Below are 17,155 nucleotides of genomic sequence, written 5' to 3'. Positions count from 1 at the left end.
GCCGGAGGCCGCCGCGATGGCCTCCGGCCGGGGCCGGTTACGAGGCGGCGATCCGGGAAGACACCACCCCGCGCCTGCCAGGCCGGGGCTCATGCCCCAGCACCCCCTTTACTGGGGCTGCGCCCCCGCCCCGGCACCCCTGCGGGGAGCTACGTCCCCAGGCCCCGGGGCCCGGCCACTCTGGGGGCTGCGCCCCCAGGCCCCCAACGCCTTCGTCCGCGGACCGTGCCCGGTTGTGCCCACCCTCCCCCAAGCTCTTAAGGAGCAGGGGGGACCCCCATCGCCCTGCGGAACGCCTGCCCACAACCGGGGGGGGCGGGAAAGGTTGGCCCAGCCAAGTCCACCGCTCCCGAGCAGATCCAGCGCTGGCCGGCAAAAATCAAGCCCCTCCGGCGCTTGAGGAGCGGGGTCCGGGGCGGAGCCCCGAAGGGGGTGCAGGGGGCAAAGCCCCCGCCGGGGTTCGAGGGGCGGAGCCCCTCAGGGGGTCTGGGGCGCAGCCCCAGGGCTCAGCCTTCCCAACCCCCGTCACGGGCAGGCGGGTGGGCAAACCCGCCGGGGGTGCAGGGGGCAGAGCCCCCGCAGGGTCTGGGGCGCAGCCCCAGGGGCCGGGGCATCCAACCCCCTGCACGGGCGGGCGGGTGGGCGAACCCCCCGGGGTCTGGGGCGGAGCCCCAGGAGGGCCGGGGCATCCAACCCCGCGCAACACCGGGGCATCCAACCCCGCGCAACAGGGGTCAGGCCCCCGACGCCGCCCGGAAGCGGGAAGTCCGGTGCACCGGATCCGTATCGATCCGCGGAATCACATGCTCCCCGATCAACCGAATCGACCGCATCGTCTCCTCGAACGGCACCCCGATGGGCAACCCGAACGACAACTGATCCGCCCCCGCCTGCTCCCACCGCTTGCACTGCGCGGTGACCTCATCCGGATCCCCGCAGATCATCAGCTCCTCGGCGATCAACAGCTCGATGATCTCCGCGTTGTACTCCGGCAGGGTCTCCGGCCACTCCGGAATCCCCTCCGGCCGGGGGAACGTGTCGTGGTAGCGGAACACCAGCGACTGAAGCCGGTTGAGCCCGCCCGCCACCGCGATCCGCACCGCCTCGTCGTGGGTCGGCGCACAGATCGCCGTGGACGTCACCATCACGTTGTCGTTGACGAAGTCCGCGATCGGCTCCGCCTCCTGGATGGCCGTCTTGTACTGCTCAAGGACCCACTCCATGTCGGAGACCTTCTGGACCGAGAAGCCCAGCACCCCGAGCCCCTTCTTCGCCGCCATGGCGTACGAGGACGGCGACCCGGCGGCGTACCACATGGCCGGGTGCGACTTCCCGTACGGCTTGGGGAAGATCTTCCGCGGCGGCAGCGACCAGTGCTTGCCCTGGAAGCCCGGGTACTCCTCCTGGAGCCACATCTTGGGGAACTCGGCGATGGTCTCTTCCCAGATCTCCTTGGTGTAGTTCATATCGGTGACGCCCGGTATGAACCCGAGGATCTCGTGCGACCCGGCCCCCCGCCCGCTGCCGAACTCGAAGCGCCCCTCCGACAGATGGTCCAGCATCGCCACCTTCTCGGCGACCTTCACCGGGTGGTTGACCTGGGCCAGCGGGTTGAAGATGCCCGAGCCGAGGTGGATGCGCTCGGTGGCGTGGGCGAGGTAGCCGAGGAAGACCTCGTTGGCCGACAGGTGCGAGTACTCCTCCAGGAAGTGGTGCTCGGAGGCCCAGGCGTACTTGAAGCCGGACTTGTCGGCCTGGATGACGTACTGGGTCTCCTCCATCAGCGCCTTGTGCTCCGCCTCCGGGTCGACCGCGGACCGTGCGGCGGGCACGTATCCCTGCACAAAGAGTCCGAATTCCAAGGGACTTCTCCTTCACGAGATATCACGAGTTTCTGACGCATCGTCAGATTGTGATGCCGTCGACTGTTCCACCGGCCGCGAGCACCGTCAATACCTGACGATGAGTCAGACCGTCAGAACAGGGCCACGCCCGCCAGCCATCCGCCGTCGATCACGAAGGGCTGGCCCGTGATGTACGAGGAGTCCGCGGTGGACAGGAACAGGGCCAGCGCCGCCACCTCCTCGGGCCTGCCGACCCGGCCCAGCGGCACGAGCTTCCGGTACAGCGCGTCCAGGGCCGCCGAGGTCTCGGCCGGGTCGGCGGACGGGTCGAGCTGGGCCGGGTTGGACATCGGGGTGTCGATCGCCCCCGGGCACACCGCGTTGACCCGGATCCCCAGATGCGCGAGCTCCATCGCGGCGACCCGGGTGAGCCCGAGGATCGCGTGCTTGGTGGCCGCGTACGTCCCCACCGCGCTCATTCCGGTCATCGCCGTGTACGAGGCGGTGTTGACGACGGTGCCGCCGCCCGCCGCCCCGATCTCGGGCGCCACCGTCTTGATGCCGAGGAAGCAGCCGACCTGGTTGACCCGGACGACCTGCATGAACTCGTCCAGCGGCGTGTCCACCAGCGCGTTGAAGCGCAGGATTCCCGCGTTGTTGACCAGTCCGTCGATCTTCCCGAAGGCGTCCTTGGCCGCGGCCACGGCGGCCACCCACTGCGCCTCCTGGCTCACGTCGAGGTGGACGAAGCGGGCCCGCTCCTCCCCCAACTCCTTGGCCAGCGCCTCCCCTTGGTCATCGAGTACGTCCGCTATGACGACCTTGGCGCCTTCGGCCGTGAACAGCCGCGCCTCCTGCTCACCCTGGCCGCGCGCCCCGCCGGTGATGACGACGACCCGTCCGTCGAGCTTGCCCATGCCTACTCCTAGTCGTTGAGGTGCGGGGCGACCTCGGCCCCGAACGCCGCCATCTGGTCGATGAGTTCGCCACGCTCCCGGGACCGGAACCGCACCTGGATCTGGTCGACCCCCATCGCCCCGTACTCCCGCAGCGACTCGGCGAGCGCCTCCGGTTTCCCGGTGAGGGTGCGGCGGCCGGTCTCCCAGCCGGGCTCGCCCACGTACAGCGCCTCGGTGATCGCGCCGACCACGATGGGCTCGGCGATCCCGGCCTGTTCGCGGATGTTCTTCAACTTGGCTATCTGAGACGGAAGTTGTTCTCTCGGGTCGCCCTGCGGCAGCCAGCCGTCGCCGCGCAGGGCGGCCCTGCGTACGGCGGCCGGCGAGGAGCCGCCCACCCAGAGGGGGACGCGCCGCTGTGCGGGCCTGGGCCGCTGGCCGAGCCCGCCGAAGGCGAACCGCTCGCCGTGGAACTCCGGGTACTCCTCGGGCCCCAGCGCGGCCCGCAGCGCGTCGATGGTCTCGTCGAGGACGGGGCCGCGCCGCTCGAAGTCGGCCCCGACCGCCTCGAATTCCTCCCGTACGTGTCCGGCCCCCACCCCCAGGATCAGCCGGCCCCCGCTGAGGTGGTCCAGGGTCGCGTACTGCTTGGCGGTGACCAGGGGGTGGCGCAGGCCGACGACCGCGACGTGGCTCATCAGCCGGACGCGTTCGGTGATGCCCGCCAGGAAGGCGAGGGTGGCGACCGGGTCGTACCAGACGGTGCTCATGGGTCCGGCGAGGCGGCGCGGGATCGCGAGGTGGTCGCAGCTCGCGATGTAGGCGAAGCCGCCCCGGTCGGCGGCCCGCGCGATCTCGGCCAGATCGCCGGGCCCCGCGTCCGCCTCCCAGCCCTCCGCGTAGATGGTGCTCTGCGACTGGACGGGGAGCTGCATCCCGTACACCAGTCGCCCGTCCGGAAGTATCCGCACCACGCGCCCGCCTCCAGCCTGATCTGACGATCCGTCATGTGACTTGGCGGACCCATCGTCGTAGCTGACGGTTCGTCAGACAAGGGGTGTGCGGCAACGTGCGGCTCGCGGTCGCGGCAGTGCGGACAAATGTCACCGGGGTCTCGCTACGGACCGCTCTGCCTTGCCCCGGACCGGCTTGTCATGCTGGGGCCATGAACTTCCACACGGTGATCCTTTACGGCTGCGCGGTGGCCGTCGTACTGCCCGGCGCGAGGATCATCCAGTCCGAGGCGGGCGGGCGCCGCGTCAGCCCGCCCGAGCTCCTGCGCGTCCTGTGGCGGCGCCCGGTGCCGTGGGCCGCGGCCGCGATGGCCGCCGTGATGGCCGCCATGGCCGTGGTGCAGAGCGCCGCCCCCGCCGTCATGGACCACCTCCAGCGCGAGCCCGGCGGGCCCTGGTGGCGGGCGGTGACGGCACTGCTCGTCCAGACCTCCGGCTGGTTCCAGCTCGGCTTCAACCTGGCGGCGGTGCTCGTCATCGCCCCGGTCGCCCAGCGGCTGCTCGGGCCGGTCCTGATGCCGCTGGTGTTCCTGGTGAGCGGGGTCGCGGCCCAAGCGGTGAGCATGGCGGGCTGGAGCGTGACCGGCGGCGGTGACTCGGTGGGGCTGTGCGGGCTGGTCGGCGCGCTCGCCGTGGCGCGTGCCCTGTGCGCCACGGACCCTGTGACGCGGCGTCCCTCCCTCCTGGTCCCGGCGGCCGGGCTCGTCCTGTGCGCGCTGAGCAACAACCACGGGGTGGGGGTGGTGACGGGCTGCGTGCTGGGTGCGGCCGCGGTGGTGTGGGGGCGGGTACGGGTTGGCGCCGTTGCCGCCCAGGCGGTGCGCTGACCGCTGCGCGGGCTCTGCGCCGGTCGCTGCGCGGGCTCTGCGCCGGTCGCTGCGCGGGCTCTGCGCTCGGTTCTCTGCGGGCCGTGCGTGGCTGATCGCGCAGTTCCCCGCGCCCCTCAGCAGAGTGCCCCTCACCAGCCCTGGACCCTCGGCCCGCCAGTTCCCCGCGCCCCTGAACGGCCGCTCTACCTCCCCGGCCACAGCCCCTCTCCCGTCAGCCCCAGCAGTTCGATCGCGTTGCCCCGTACGATTCGGTTCACCACGTCCGGTGTCAGGTGGCCCATCTGGGATTCGCCGACCTCCTTGGACTTGGGCCAGGTGGAGTCGGAGTGCGGGTAGTCGGTCTCGTACAGCACGTTGCCGACGCCGATCGCGTCTAGATTGCGCAGCCCGAACGCGTCGTCGAAGAAGCAGCCGTAGACGTGCTCGGCGAAGAGTTCGGACGGCGGGCGGTGGACCTTGTCGGCGACGCCGCCCCAGCCCCGGTTCTCCTCCCAGACCACGTCCGCGCGTTCCAGGATGTACGGGATCCAGCCGATCTGCCCCTCGGCGTACATGATCCGGAGGTTGGGGAAGCGCTCGAACTTGCCGCTCATCAGCCAGTCGACCATCGAGAAGCAGCAGTTGGCGAAGGTGATGGTGGAGCCGACGGCGGGCGGGGCGTCCGGTGAGGTGGACGGCATCCTGCTGGACGAGCCGATGTGCATGGCGACGACCGTGCCGGTCTCGTCGCAGGCGGCGAGGAAGGGGTCCCAGTCGTCCGTGTGGATGGAGGGCAGGCCGAGGTGCGGGGGTATCTCGGAGAAGGCCACCGCGCGCACCCCGCGCGCCGCGTTGCGGCGCACCTCGGCGGCGGCGAGTTCGGCGTCCCACAGCGGGATCAGGGTGAGCGGGATGAGCCGGCCGTGCGCCTGGGGGCCGCACCACTCCTCCACCATCCAGTCGTTGTACGCCTGGACCGCGAGCAGGGCGAGTTCGCGGTCCTTGGCCTCGGTGAAGGTCTGGCCGCAAAAACGCGGGAAGGTCGGGAAGCAGAGGGCGGACTGGACGTGGTTGACGTCCATGTCCGCGAGCCGCTCGGGCACGCTGAACGACCCCTTGCGCATCTGCTCGTACGTGATGACTTCGAGCTTGATCTCGTCCCGGTCGTAGCCGACGGCCGTGTCGAGGCGGGTGAGCGGGCGGTGCAGGTCCTCGTACACCCACCAGTCGCCGATCGGCCCGTCGTCGCCCTTCGCGCCCATGACCGGCGCGAACTTCCCGCCCAGGAAGGTCATTTCCTTCAGGGGGGCCCGCACGATGCGCGGTCCGGTGTCGCGGAACCGGGACGGGAGCCGGTCCCGCCAGACGTTGGGGGGCTCAACCGTGTGGTCGTCCACCGAGATGATCTTCGGGAAGGTCTCCATGCCGTCCACGGTAGACCCGATCTGACGATCCGTCAGCTACTTGGCGGGCGCCCGCCGTGCGACCGGTGGGCGCATACCGCCCGGTCGGTGGCCATTTCCCGCCCCACCGGCGCTTGCGTCGAGCGTGAAGGGCATATGTCGAGGCCTTGTGCAGAGCACACCCGCTGCTGACGCGACCCCTCCGGACAGGGCAGACTGGCAGGGGCACACCAGGAGTACGGGGGTACAGGGGGCAGCTATGGACCGTGACGGCGGGCCGCGCGTACCGGAGCAGCGCGCTCCGCAACCGACGCCGCAGCGCGCGAGCGAGCACCACGCCGAGGAGGCGGCCGAGCACGGCCCGCAGGCACCGGGGGCCGGGCTCCGCTTCGGCGTACTCGGACCCGTACGGGCCTGGCGGGGCGACCAGGCCCTGCCGTCCGGTTCGCCGCAGCAGCGCGCCCTGCTCGCCGCCCTGCTCATGCGCGACGGCCGCACCGCCACCGCCGGGGAACTCATCGACGCCATCTGGGGCGAGGAACCGCCCTCGCAGGCGCTGGCCGCGCTGCGCACCTACGCCTCCCGACTGCGCAAGGTCCTCGACCCCGGGGTCCTGGTCAGCGAGTCCGGCGGCTATGCGATCCGGGTCGGCGCCGCCACCCTCGACCTCGCCCGCGCGCAGGAGCTGGCCATCGCCGCCGAGAAGGCGCGGGCCGGCGGCGACCAGGAGCGCGCCCGCGACCTGCTCAACAGCGCGCTCGCCCACTGGGACGGCGAACCGCTCGCCAACGTGCCGGGCCCGTACGCCGAGGCCCAGCGCACCCGGCTCGCCGAATGGCGCCTCCAGCTCACCGAGGCGCGCCTCGACATGGACCTGGAGGCGGGCTGCCACGCCGAGGCCGTCTCCGAGCTGACCGCGCTCACCGCCGCCCACCCGCTGCGCGAGCGCCTGCGCGAACTGCTGATGCTGGCCCTGTACCGCAGCGGCCGGCAGGCCGAGGCCCTCGCGGTGTACGCGGACACCCGGCGGCTGCTCGCCGACGAGCTCGGCGTCGACCCGCGGCCCGAACTCGCCCGCCTCCAGCAGCGCATCCTGCAGGCCGACGAGGACCTGGCCCGCCCGCCCGCCGAGGCACCCGCCTCCGCACCGGCTCCGGTGCGTCCGGCCCAACTCCCCGCCTCCGTACCGGACTTCACCGGCCGCGCCTCCTTCGTGCGCGAGCTCACCTCGCGCCTCGCCGAGGCCGAGACCACCGTGATGGCGGTCTCCGCGCTGGCCGGCATCGGGGGCGTCGGCAAGACCACCCTCGCCGTGCACGTGGCCCACGCGGCCCGGCCGCACTTCCCGGACGGGCAGCTGTACGTCGACCTCCAGGGCGCGGGCGCGCGTGCCGCCGAACCCGAGACGGTGCTCGGCGCGTTCCTGCGCGCGCTCGGCACCCCGGACTCGGCGATCCCCGAGTCGACGGAGGAGCGCGCGGCCCTGTTCCGCTCGACGCTCGACGGCCGCCGGGTCCTGGTGCTGCTCGACAACGCCCGGGACGCCGCCCAGATCCGGCCGCTGCTGCCGGGCACGGCGGGCTGCGCGGCGCTCGTCACCAGCCGGATCCGCATGGTCGACCTGGTCGGCGCGCACCTGGTCGACCTGGATGTGATGTCCCCCGACGAGGCGCTCCAGCTGTTCACCAGGATCGTCGGCGAGGAGCGGGTGTCCGCGGAGCGCGAGGCGGCCCTCGACGTGGTCGCCGCCTGCGGGTTCCTGCCCCTCGCCATCCGCATCGCCGCGTCCCGCCTCGCCTCGCGCCGCACCTGGACGGTCTCGGTGCTCGCGGCGAAGCTCGCCGACGAGCGCCGCCGCCTGGACGAGCTCCAGGCCGGCGACCTCGCGGTGAAGGCCACCTTCGAACTCGGCTACGGCCAGCTGGAGCCCGCCCAGGCCCGCGCCTTCCGCCTGCTCGGCCTGCCCGACGGGCCCGACATCTCGCTGGCCGCCGCGGCCGCCGTGCTCGACCTCCCGATCCAGGAGACCGAGGACCTCCTGGAGTCCCTGGTGGACACCTCGCTGGTCGAATCCGCGGCCCCGGGCCGCTACCGCTACCACGACCTGGTGCGCCTCTACGCGCGTTCTTGCGCGGAGCGGGACGAAATGCCGCCGGTGGAGCGGGAGTTGGCGATGTCGCGGCTGCTCGACTTCTATCTGGCGACGACGGCGGAGGTGTACGCCCTGGAGCGGCCGGGCGACCGGCTGGTGGACCACCTGGAGCCGACCGGCCGCGCCGGGCTGCCCTTCGCGGACCGCCATGCCGCGCAGGACTGGCTGTACGCGGAGGCGATCCCGCTGCTCGCGTGCGTACGGCAGGTCGCGGACCGGCCGGACGCGCTGCGCCGGGCCGTGGATCTCCTGTGGTCCGCCCTCGACCTCGCCGAGTCGGGCACCAACTCCAAGGAGTACGTGCTCACCGCCTCCGCGCTCCAGGTGTCCGCCCACGCCTACGGCGACGTACGGGCGGAGGGGCGCGCGCTGACCGCGCTGGCCAACGCCCGGCACACCGCGGGCAGTTTCGACCAGGCGGACCGGGAGGCCGCCGAGGGAATGCGGCTGGCCGAGGTCGTCCAGGACCCCCTCCCCGGCTGCTGGGCCCCCAACATCCGGGGGGTCATCGCGCTCTACCAGAACCGGTACGAGGAGGGCGAGAAGCACCTCACCACGGCGATCGAGAACTACTCCCGGGGCGGGGACCGGCCCGGCGAGGCCAGCGCGCTCTGCAACCTGTCGCGGATCCATCTCGCGATGGGCCGCACGGCCAGCGCGGTGACCCTCGCGCAGAACGGCATCGCCATCTACGACGGGCTCGGGAACTCGCTGCGCGGCGCCAACGCCCGCTACGCCCTGGGCCTCGCCCTGGCGAAGAACGGCCAGCACGCCGAAGCGGTGCTGCGGCTCCAGGAGGCGCTGGACGTCTTCCGGGACAGCCGCCAGCACCTGTGGGAGGGCATGGCGCTATTCCGCCTGGCCGAGGTCGACGTCGTCGCCAGGCGCCCCGCGCAGGCCGCGGCCAACGCGGAGATGGCGCTGACCCGGCTGCGCGGCATCGGGGGCGACTGGCGGCGCGGGAACGTACTCACCGTCCTGGGCCGGGCGCTGGACGCGGTCGGCCAGAGCGGCCGGGCGCAGGTCTGCTGGCGGGAGTCGCTGGAGCTGTTCGAGGCACTGGGCGCGCCCGAGGCCGATACCGTCCGCGCGCTGCTGACCCCCGCGCGGGCCGCGTAGGGGGTGTCCGGTGGGTCAGGGTCGGACAGGGCGCGGTGGCTGGTGCGGTGCATCGCAAGGCGCCGGAGCGTCTTGATAGCGGAGCTATCGGGACGTTTCGGCAACGCGGCGAGGTGCCGTGCCAGGCGCCGCGACCCCGGCCATGATCCACCGGACACCCCCTAAGCGCTGGGACAGGTCGTTCATCGTTCGTTTATCGCCGCCCGGCACTCTCTACTTAGTCGTTCCGTGGTGCCGGGGGGCAAGCGGGAGGGCGAACGGCCGCGGTATTACTCTGAGCGGCCCTGAGGGACCCGTCCGGAAGCCCACGGGGGAGCGGCCGGACGGGTCCGATCCATCAACACAGCAAGGCCAACGGGAGAGATACACCATGGGCGACATCAAGAGCACCGACCCGGTCATCAAGCCACTGGACGTCCACGCCACGGCGCTCGCCGACGACGGCACGGTCAAGCCCCTGGACGTGCACGCCACGGCCGCCGGGGACCTCGGCACGGTCAAGCCCCTGGACGTCCATGCCACCGTCACCGGGGACGACTCGACGGACGATGTCCACGCCACCTCGGAGCCGGTCAAGTAGCTCCTTCTGAGCGGGGGACGGCCGCGACGGCGCGGAGGGGAGCCGTCGCGGCCGTGGCATGTCCGGAGCCGGCGGATTCGAGCGTTCGGCCGACCCTTGCCGCGGGAACAGGCGAACATACATACGTCTGACACCGATGCCACACATGCCCCACAGAACCAACACCCCGCACAGCACATGGAGTTGAGATGACCCGCACCACCCGCCTGCTCGCCACGCTCGCCGTCGCCATAGCGGCCGCCATCGGCGCCGCCACCCCGGCCCTGGCCGCGGGCGACGCGACCGCCCAGGACATCCACGCCACGCTGACCACCCCTCAGGACATCCACGCCACCTGAACCACCGCCGCTCGCGCCGTGCAGTTCGGACCGGGGGAGCCGCCGCGGCCATGACATGTGCGGCTCCGCCTCACCACCGGCCTCCTGGATCGCCCCGCGCCACCGTGACGCCTGTCGTACTGTGGCCCCTGGCACCTCAGGAAGGACCAGGATGAGCGCACAGCACACCGAGCCCGGCGGCCCCCTCATCCCGCGGCCGGAGCGGACGCCCGCGGCGCTCCGGGTCGCCCTGGCCCAGATCGCGCCGCACCGGCTGGCCGAGATCGAGCAGCAGAAGGACGAGGCGATCGCCCTCGCGGCGCGCACGGACTCGCTCGGTCCGATCGTGCAGTTCCTGGAGGCCTGGGCGATCGTCATCGAGATCGCCCGGTTCCCCGCCCTCGCTGCGCGCCTGCACTCCGCCGAGTACGCCGCGCAGATCCTCGACCGGAACGATCCCGCCTGGCAGGAGGCCATGGCCGAGATCCGCGCCGTTTACACCACGGCCGGGGAGTCGCTCGCGCATGAGTGAGTGGCGCTGGGAGTACGAGCCCAACGAGACCCACGTCGTCGGAGGCGAGACACCTCCACCCCCGCTGCTGGTCGCCGCGGTGGAGAAGCGCGCTGCCGAAATCGCCAGAGCCGCAGCGGCTCTCCACCTCGACGGCACGCGCTACCAGGGCTTGGGGGATGGCGTCCAGACCGCCTTCGTTCCCGGCGGCATGTTCCTCTACCTGACGATCGTGCGGCACCAGTGCGTCTACGTCCTCCAAGTGACCGCCTCCCCCGTGTGACGCGCGCCACTGCCGATGGCGTCACACTCCTGGCCTCCGGTCCGTCCACCTGTCGGGCGCGGTCACCGCACCGCGCCGCCACCGACCAGGAGAAGGGACGAACCATGGAGACCTTGACCGTGCGACGCGTCATCGCAGCGCCCATCGCCGACGTATTCGACTGGTGCGCCACGAGCACCAACTACACCCGCTCCCCGTACATCCTCAAGGCCCGGCTGGCCCGGCCGGGCGCGGGGGCGCCGTACGGAGTGGGCGCCGTCCGGCTGCACACCTGGACGATCGGCTACTTCCGCGAGCGCATCACGGCATACGACGCGCCACACAGCTTCGACTACACCGTCGAACGCAGCGTCCCGGCGTCCCGGCACGAGCTCGGCCGCATGACCTTCACCGAGGTCCCCGGCGGCACGGAGGTCGTCTGGACGACCAGGTTCGAGGTCCGCGCCCCCTTCGCCGCCACCCTCACCCGCCTGGCCAAGCCCCTCATCGCCCACGCCTTCGGCAACATCCTGGCCACCGCCGACCGAGCCCTCACGGCCAACCCGACCGCCGCCGGCCGCGGGCGCGGTCGGTAGCCGGTGGCCGCCCGGCCGGCGCTACCCCTCCGCCCCACGCAGAGCCTCCGCCAGCCTCCGTGCCGTATCGGTGTTGCAGTTGCCGAGCGCGACCAGGCCCGACGGGGCGGGGTACCGGCTCACGAAGCTCGGCAGGTCCAGGCGGAGGGACGGCAGGATGATGCCGTGCGCCGCCAGCGCGCGGCGCAGCTCTTCCACGCAGCGGGTCATGTCGTCGGCATCCGGGCGGTCGGAAACGGGGTGGTTCTCGTGGGGGCTCATCGGTCAGCGCCTTCCTGCGGGTGCGTGCGTTCCGTGACGATTCAGCCACAGCGTGACGCGAAATCCCGTACCGTAAAAGGGGTTTGGGTTCCCGTGCGCGAACTGTGAAGCGTCGCACGGACGTTGTGGAATGGGCGGGCAGACCATGGTGCGACGCAAAGACATCGACGGCTCGGAAAGCGTGCCCTGCTTCTACGGCAAGGAACTGCGCTGGAAGCGGGAGGCAGCGGGGCTCACGCTGCAACAGCTGGCTGAGGGGAGCTTCTACGGCTTGAGTCACCTCAGCGAGATCGAGCGCGGGCACCGCCGCATGCCACATGACCTGGCCGAGCATGTAGACCGGAGGCTCAAGACAGACGGCTTCTTCGCCCGAAACTGCGAGGCTGTACGCAAGGCCAAACGGGCGGACTACGGCTCGTACTTCAAGCGGATCCTGGAGGTGGAGAAGAACGCCGAGTACATCGAGGAATGGTGCGCCACCTGGATCCCTGGCCTCCTCCAGACCGAGGCTTACGCCCGTGCCGTGGTCCGGGCCGGGCACCCGTTGGAGCCCCAGGCCCAGACGGATGCCAAGGTGTACGAACGCCTCGCGCGGACCGAGCTCTTCGACACCGACCGCTTGCGGCCCGAGCACTGGGCAATCCTGCACGAGTCACTGCTGCGTCAGCCGATCCTGTCGCCGTCAGAGATGGCTGAACAGCTCAACCACATCGCCGAGTTGGCCCACCAGCGCCGATTCACTCCACAAATCCTTCCGTGGAACTCCACGGCGCAACCTGTGATGGCCGGCACGGTCATGTCCCTGGGCTTCCCCGACGCTCCGCCGCTGGTCTACACAGAGTCGTCGTACAGCGGCGACACCATCGAGGATCCGGTCCACGTGAAGCTGTACCGCCGGTCGTACGAGCGACTCAGGGCCGCCGCTCTGCCGCCAGAGGAGTCACTCGCCATGATCGAGAACGCGGCTGAGAACTTCCGAAATCGCAAGCACCAACTGCAGTTTGAGGGGCGCGCCTTGACGCAATAGCGCCAATAGCAACGGGGCGGCGAAAGCTGCGTCGACGTCACCGACGGCCTCCCGACCTCGTCCCCGTCCGCGACTCAAAGGTGCAGGAAGGCCCCGTCCTGCTCTTCCGCGCCCCCAGTTGGGCCGCCTTCGTGGCCGACGTCAAGGGCTGAGCCGGGAGTCACCAGCACAGGGGCGTCCCCGTAGCTCACCCTTCACCACCTTCCCGCTCGCGTTCCGCGGCAGCTCCCCCACGAACTCGACCTCCCTCGGGACCTTGTAGTTCGCCATCTCGCGGCGGGACCAGGCGATCAGGTCGTCCGCCGTCAGGGGGGAGCCGGGGCGGCGGACCACGTAGGCCTTGCCCGCCTCGCCGAGGCGGGCGTCCGGGATGCCGATCACCGCTGCGTCGGCCACCTCCGGGTGCAGGAGCAGGAGTTGCTCGATCTCCGCCGGGTAGGCGTTGAAGCCGCCGACGATGAACATGTCCTTGATCCGGTCGGTGATGCGGAGGTTGCCCGACGGGTCCAGGACGCCGATGTCCCCCGTGTGCAGCCAGCCCTGCGGGTCGATCGCCTGCGCCGTCTCCGCCTCGTCCTCGAAGTAGCCCCGCATGACGTTGAAGCCGCGCACCAGGATCTCGCCCGGCTCACCCGGATCAGCTGAAACGCGCACCTCCGTGCCGGGTATCGCACGGCCCGATGTCGAGGCGATCACCCCCGCCTCGTCGCCGCGCCGGCACATAGTGACGATGCCGCTCGCCTCGGACAGGCCGTACGCGGTCAGTACGGTGCCCACGCCCAGTTCGCCCCGCAGCCGTTCGACCAGGCGCAGCGGGACGACCGCCGCGCCCGTCACCACCAGCCTCAGCGCGCTCAGGTCGTGCTGGTCGCGGGCCGGGTGGTCCAGGAGGGACTGGTGGAGGGTGGGCGGGCCCGGCAGGACCGAGATGTGTTCCGCCGCGATGTTGGCGAGCGCCGTGTCCACGTTGAACACCGGCTGCGGCACCATCGTCGCGCCCCGCATCAGACAGGCGATGATGCCCGCCTTGTAGCCGAAGGTGTGGAAGAACGGGTTCACGATCAGGTAGCGGTCGCCCTCGCGCAGGCCCGCGAGCTCCGACCAGATGGCATAGCCGCGCAGCGTCTGGGCGTGGCTGATCACCGCGCCCTTGGGGCGGCCGGTGGTGCCCGAGGTGAAGATGATGTCGGAGGGCGCATCGGGCGTGATCGCGTCCGCGCGCGCCCGCACCTCCGCCCCCGAGACGCCCTCCCCGCCCGCCAGGAAATCCTTCCACGTACGGAAGTTGTCGGGGGCGTCGTCGGACAGGACCACCACCTGCTCCAGGTGCGGGAGCGACGGCAGCGGGCCGGGTCCGCTCCCCTCGGCCGTCGCCCGGCGCAGCGAGGCGACGTACGAGGTGCCCAGGAACGCGCCGGTCACGAACAGCAGCTTCGCGCGGCTGCGTTCGAGGACGTACGCCGCCTCCGCGCCCTTGAACCGCGTGTTCAGCGGCACGAGCACCGCGCCCGCCGTCACCGCGCCGAGCGCCGAGACGATCCAGTCCAGGGTGTTGGGCGCCCACACCGCGACCCGGTCGCCCGCTTCGACGCCCGACGCCATGCACGCGGCCGCCGCCCGCTCCACGCGCTCGCCGAGTTCCGCGTACGGGATCCGGCTGCGGCCCTCCACCACGGCCTCCCGCTCGCCGTACCGTTCGGCGGCGCTCCGCACCAGGTGCGCGATCGTGGCCCACTCCAGGTCTGTGCGCATCGAAAGCCCCTCCGGCTAGCTGACTATCCGTCAGATTAGCTGTAGCCTCCTCCGCTGTCAGTACTGGTGACGCTCGTGGAGGTGGGGCCATGGCCACCCTGAAGGACGCGACAGCCATCGTCGGGATCGGGCAGACGGCCTTCGCCAAGCAACTCCCCGACTCTGAGAAGGCGTTGGCGTGCCGGGCGATCCTCGCCGCCCTGGACGACGCGGGCATCGGCGCGTCGGAGGTGGACGCGTTCGCCTCGTACACGATGGAGGAGACCGACGAGGTGGAGGTCGCCAAGTCCATCGGGGCGGGCGATGTCACCCACTTCTCCAAAGTGGGCTACGGCGGCGGGGGTTCGTGCGCCACCGTCGGCCATCTCGCCGCCGCGATAGCCACCGGCCAGGCGAGCGTCGGTGTCGCCTGGCGGTCCAGGAAGCGGGGCAGCGGGCCAAGACCCTGGAAGAACACGGCGGTTCAACTTCCCACCCCGGCCCAGTGGACGCGTCCCTTCGGCCTGCTGCGGCCCGCCGACGAGATCGGGATGCTGGCCCGTCGCTATCTGCACGAGCACGGCGCCACCCGCGACCACCTCTTCAACGTCGCCCTCGCCTGCCGCAACCGCGCCAACCAGAACCCGGCCGCGATCATGTACGAGCGCCCGCTGACCCGGGAGATGTACATGACGTCGCGCTGGATCAGCGAGCCGCTCTGCCTCTTCGACAACTGCCTTGAGACGGACGGGGCATTGGCGTGTGTCGTCGTCTCCTCCGAGCGTGCGCGCGACTGCCGACAGAAGCCCGTGTACGTGCACTCCGCAGCCCAGGGGCTGCCCGCCCAGCACCACGGCATGGTCAACTACTGGAACGACGACCCGCTGACCGGCCCTGCCTGGACCGCCGCCCGACACCTGTGGAAGCAGGCGGACTTCGGGCCGGATGATGTCGATGTCGCCCAGATCTACGACGCGTTCACCCCGCTCATCCCGCTGTCCCTGGAGGGCTACGGCTTCTGCGGGCGCGGCGAGGGCGCCGCGTTCACCGAGGGCGGCGCGCTGGAGATCGGCGGACGGCTGCCGATCAACACCGGGGGCGGCGGGCTCAGCGAGGCCTACGTCCACGGGTTCAACCTCATCAACGAGGGCGTGAAGCAACTGCGCGGCATCAGTACCGCCCAGGTCCCGGACGCCGCGACCTGCCTGGTCACCGCGGGCGAGGGGGTCCCCACCTCCGCCCTGCTGCTGAGGAGTTGAAAGATGCTGACACCTGTGGTGGACGACGACGGCGCCCCCTTCTGGGAGTACGCGGCCCGGGGCGAACTCCGCGTCCAGGCCTGCGCCGCCCCCGACTGCGGCCGGCTGCGCTTCCCGCCCCGGCCGTGCTGCCCGCACTGCCAGTCCTTCGACAGCGAGTGGCGCCTGATGTCGGGGCGCGGCCGCATCTGGTCGTACGTCTTCCCGCATCCCCCGCTGCTCCCCGACTACGCGGCGCAGGCCCCGTACAACGCGGTGGTCGTGGAGCTGGCGGAGGATCCGCTGATCCGGCTCGTCGGCAATGTGGTCGCCGAGCCGGACGCCCCGCTCGACTCGGTCGACCCGGCGCGGCTCAGGATCGGGGCGCGCGTGCAGGTCGCGTTCACCGGGACCGGCGGGATCACCGTGCCGCGCTGGCTCCTGGAGCGGTCATGAGCATCCTGGTGGACCGCGACAAGGAGACCGGCGTCGCGATCGTCACCCTGAACCGCCCCGAGCGCCTGAACGCCGTGGACCTGGGCATGGCAGGTCAACTCTCCGCCTTGTGGGGGGAGTTGAGGTACGACGACTCGGTGCGGGCGATCGTGGTCACCGGGGCCGGGGAGCGGGCGTTCTGCACCGGCATCGACCGCTCGGCCGAGGTGCCGCAGCCCTCGTCGCCGTACTCGACCGACGATCCGCTCCTCACGATCGGCCCGAAGGCCAACGACCTGTGGAAGCCGGTGATCGCCGCCGTGCGCGGGATGGCCTGCGGCGGGGCGTTCTATCTGCTGGGCGAGGCGGAGTTCGTGGTCGCGGCCGAGGACGCCACGTTCTTCGACCCGCACACGACGTACGGGATGGTCAGCGCGTACGAGTCGATGTATCTGGCGCTGCGGATGCCGTACGGGGAGGTGGCCAGGCTGGCGCTGATGGGGACGGCGGAGCGGATGTCGGCGCGGCGGGCGTACGAGGTGGGCTTCGTGAGCGAACTGGCCGTGCCTGGCGGGGAGTTGGGGGCGGCGGTGCGGTGCGCCGAGACGATCGCGGGGTATCCGACGGAGGCCGTGCAGGGGACGGTGCGGTCGGTGTGGGCGGCGAAGGAGGGCGGCCTCGCGCGTGCGGTGTCCCTGGCGCCGCACCTCGTGTCCCTCGGGAACATGCCGCCGGACCGGCAGGCCTCGCTGTTCGCCGAGCGGCGGTCGAAGGACTTTCGTGTGCGGTAGCGCTCCGCTGGGTGTGCGGTTGTTCTGCTGCGGGCCGGGCGTGGCTGGTCGCGCAGTTCCCCGCGCCCCTGAGACGGCCGTTGTTCGGCTGCCGGCCGGGCGTGGCTGATCGCGCAGTTCCTCGCGCCCCTCAAAGGCCGTTGTTCGGGTGCCGGTCCGTCGTGGCT

Annotated in this window: 18 protein-coding genes; 12 read left to right on the top strand and 6 right to left on the bottom strand. The window is 71.5% G+C overall.

What is annotated here, in order from left to right; translation table 11 throughout:
* Positions 1-734 precede the first annotated feature (734 nt).
* The 3 genes from ACIQ8J_RS29355 to ACIQ8J_RS29345 all read right to left on the bottom strand — a co-directional run bounded on the left by ACIQ8J_RS29355 (position 735) and on the right by ACIQ8J_RS29345 (position 3,678).
* Positions 735-1,862, bottom strand: a complete 1,128-nt coding sequence (locus ACIQ8J_RS29355; RefSeq protein ID WP_403275646.1) for an LLM class flavin-dependent oxidoreductase — start codon at positions 1,860-1,862, stop codon at positions 735-737.
* Positions 1,863-1,975: 113 nt separating this feature from the next.
* Positions 1,976-2,761: an SDR family NAD(P)-dependent oxidoreductase gene (locus tag ACIQ8J_RS29350; RefSeq protein ID WP_403275645.1), complete on the bottom strand. Its 786-nt coding sequence runs from the start codon at positions 2,759-2,761 to the stop codon at positions 1,976-1,978.
* 8 nt (positions 2,762-2,769) lie between these two features.
* Positions 2,770-3,678, bottom strand: coding sequence for an LLM class F420-dependent oxidoreductase (locus ACIQ8J_RS29345; protein WP_403275699.1), 909 nt, complete (start codon positions 3,676-3,678; stop codon positions 2,770-2,772).
* 230 nt (positions 3,679-3,908) lie between these two features.
* Here ACIQ8J_RS29345 and ACIQ8J_RS29340 point away from each other — a divergent pair, with 230 nt between their 5' ends.
* Entirely contained in the window at positions 3,909-4,583 is a 675-nt protein-coding gene (locus ACIQ8J_RS29340; RefSeq protein ID WP_403275644.1) for a rhomboid family intramembrane serine protease, read from the top strand.
* A gap of 185 nt (positions 4,584-4,768) precedes the next feature.
* Here the strand turns inward: ACIQ8J_RS29340 and ACIQ8J_RS29335 are convergent, their stop codons facing one another.
* On the bottom strand, positions 4,769-5,989 hold the full coding sequence (locus ACIQ8J_RS29335; RefSeq protein WP_403275642.1) for an amidohydrolase family protein: 1,221 nt from the start codon (positions 5,987-5,989) through the stop codon (positions 4,769-4,771).
* 238 nt (positions 5,990-6,227) lie between these two features.
* Here ACIQ8J_RS29335 and ACIQ8J_RS29330 point away from each other — a divergent pair, with 238 nt between their 5' ends.
* The 6 genes from ACIQ8J_RS29330 (at position 6,228) to ACIQ8J_RS29305 (ending at position 11,505) form a co-directional block, all read left to right on the top strand.
* Positions 6,228-9,239, top strand: coding sequence for a BTAD domain-containing putative transcriptional regulator (locus tag ACIQ8J_RS29330; RefSeq protein ID WP_403275641.1), 3,012 nt, complete (start codon positions 6,228-6,230; stop codon positions 9,237-9,239).
* 370 nt (positions 9,240-9,609) lie between these two features.
* Positions 9,610-9,819, top strand: coding sequence for a hypothetical protein (locus ACIQ8J_RS29325; protein ID WP_403275639.1), 210 nt, complete (start codon positions 9,610-9,612; stop codon positions 9,817-9,819).
* Positions 9,820-10,007: 188 nt separating this feature from the next.
* Positions 10,008-10,157: a hypothetical protein gene (locus ACIQ8J_RS29320; RefSeq protein WP_403275638.1), complete on the top strand. Its 150-nt coding sequence runs from the start codon at positions 10,008-10,010 to the stop codon at positions 10,155-10,157.
* Positions 10,158-10,308: 151 nt separating this feature from the next.
* Positions 10,309-10,668 (top strand): hypothetical protein, encoded by a 360-nt coding sequence (locus ACIQ8J_RS29315; RefSeq protein ID WP_403275637.1) that lies wholly within the window; start codon positions 10,309-10,311, stop codon positions 10,666-10,668.
* Positions 10,661-10,930, top strand: a complete 270-nt coding sequence (locus ACIQ8J_RS29310) for a hypothetical protein (RefSeq protein ID WP_403275636.1) — start codon at positions 10,661-10,663, stop codon at positions 10,928-10,930. Before ACIQ8J_RS29315 ends, ACIQ8J_RS29310 begins: the two co-directional genes overlap by 8 nt.
* A gap of 104 nt (positions 10,931-11,034) precedes the next feature.
* The gene (locus ACIQ8J_RS29305) at positions 11,035-11,505 is read left to right on the top strand and encodes an SRPBCC family protein (RefSeq protein WP_403275634.1); all 471 of its coding nucleotides are present in this window, start codon (positions 11,035-11,037) and stop codon (positions 11,503-11,505) included.
* Positions 11,506-11,526: 21 nt separating this feature from the next.
* Here the strand turns inward: ACIQ8J_RS29305 and ACIQ8J_RS29300 are convergent, their stop codons facing one another.
* Positions 11,527-11,766: a hypothetical protein gene (locus ACIQ8J_RS29300; protein ID WP_403275633.1), complete on the bottom strand. Its 240-nt coding sequence runs from the start codon at positions 11,764-11,766 to the stop codon at positions 11,527-11,529.
* A 145-nt stretch (positions 11,767-11,911) separates the two neighbouring features.
* Here ACIQ8J_RS29300 and ACIQ8J_RS29295 point away from each other — a divergent pair, with 145 nt between their 5' ends.
* A complete protein-coding gene (locus ACIQ8J_RS29295; RefSeq protein WP_403275698.1) occupies positions 11,912-12,793 on the top strand; it encodes a Scr1 family TA system antitoxin-like transcriptional regulator in 882 nt (293 codons plus the stop codon).
* Between the two features lie 80 nt (positions 12,794-12,873).
* Positions 12,874-12,945 (top strand): DUF397 domain-containing protein, encoded by a 72-nt coding sequence (locus tag ACIQ8J_RS29290; RefSeq protein WP_403275697.1) that lies wholly within the window; start codon positions 12,874-12,876, stop codon positions 12,943-12,945.
* Here the strand turns inward: ACIQ8J_RS29290 and ACIQ8J_RS29285 are convergent.
* Positions 12,935-14,545, bottom strand: a complete 1,611-nt coding sequence (locus ACIQ8J_RS29285) for a FadD3 family acyl-CoA ligase (RefSeq protein ID WP_403275632.1) — start codon at positions 14,543-14,545, stop codon at positions 12,935-12,937. The genes ACIQ8J_RS29290 and ACIQ8J_RS29285 overlap by 11 nt on opposite strands.
* 89 nt (positions 14,546-14,634) lie before the next feature.
* Here ACIQ8J_RS29285 and ACIQ8J_RS29280 point away from each other — a divergent pair, with 89 nt between their 5' ends.
* From ACIQ8J_RS29280 to ACIQ8J_RS29270, 3 genes are read left to right on the top strand one after another with little or no spacing between them, the layout of a single operon-like run.
* Positions 14,635-15,783 carry a lipid-transfer protein gene (locus tag ACIQ8J_RS29280; protein ID WP_403275629.1) on the top strand — a complete coding sequence of 383 codons (1,149 nt, stop codon included), beginning with the start codon at positions 14,635-14,637 and terminating at the stop codon, positions 15,781-15,783.
* Between the two features lie 3 nt (positions 15,784-15,786).
* Complete coding sequence (locus tag ACIQ8J_RS29275; RefSeq protein WP_403275627.1) at positions 15,787-16,218, top strand: Zn-ribbon domain-containing OB-fold protein; 432 nt, start codon at positions 15,787-15,789, stop codon at positions 16,216-16,218.
* Positions 16,215-16,988 (top strand): enoyl-CoA hydratase/isomerase family protein, encoded by a 774-nt coding sequence (locus ACIQ8J_RS29270; RefSeq protein ID WP_403275625.1) that lies wholly within the window; start codon positions 16,215-16,217, stop codon positions 16,986-16,988. Before ACIQ8J_RS29275 ends, ACIQ8J_RS29270 begins: the two co-directional genes overlap by 4 nt.
* Positions 16,989-17,155 lie beyond the last annotated feature (167 nt).

The organism is Streptomyces sp. NPDC094147, assembly GCF_044764265.1.
In the GTDB taxonomy this organism is placed as follows: domain Bacteria; phylum Actinomycetota; class Actinomycetes; order Streptomycetales; family Streptomycetaceae; genus Streptomyces.
Note: the sequence above shows the minus strand (reverse complement) of the source record. Positions and strands in the feature narration are given on the sequence as shown.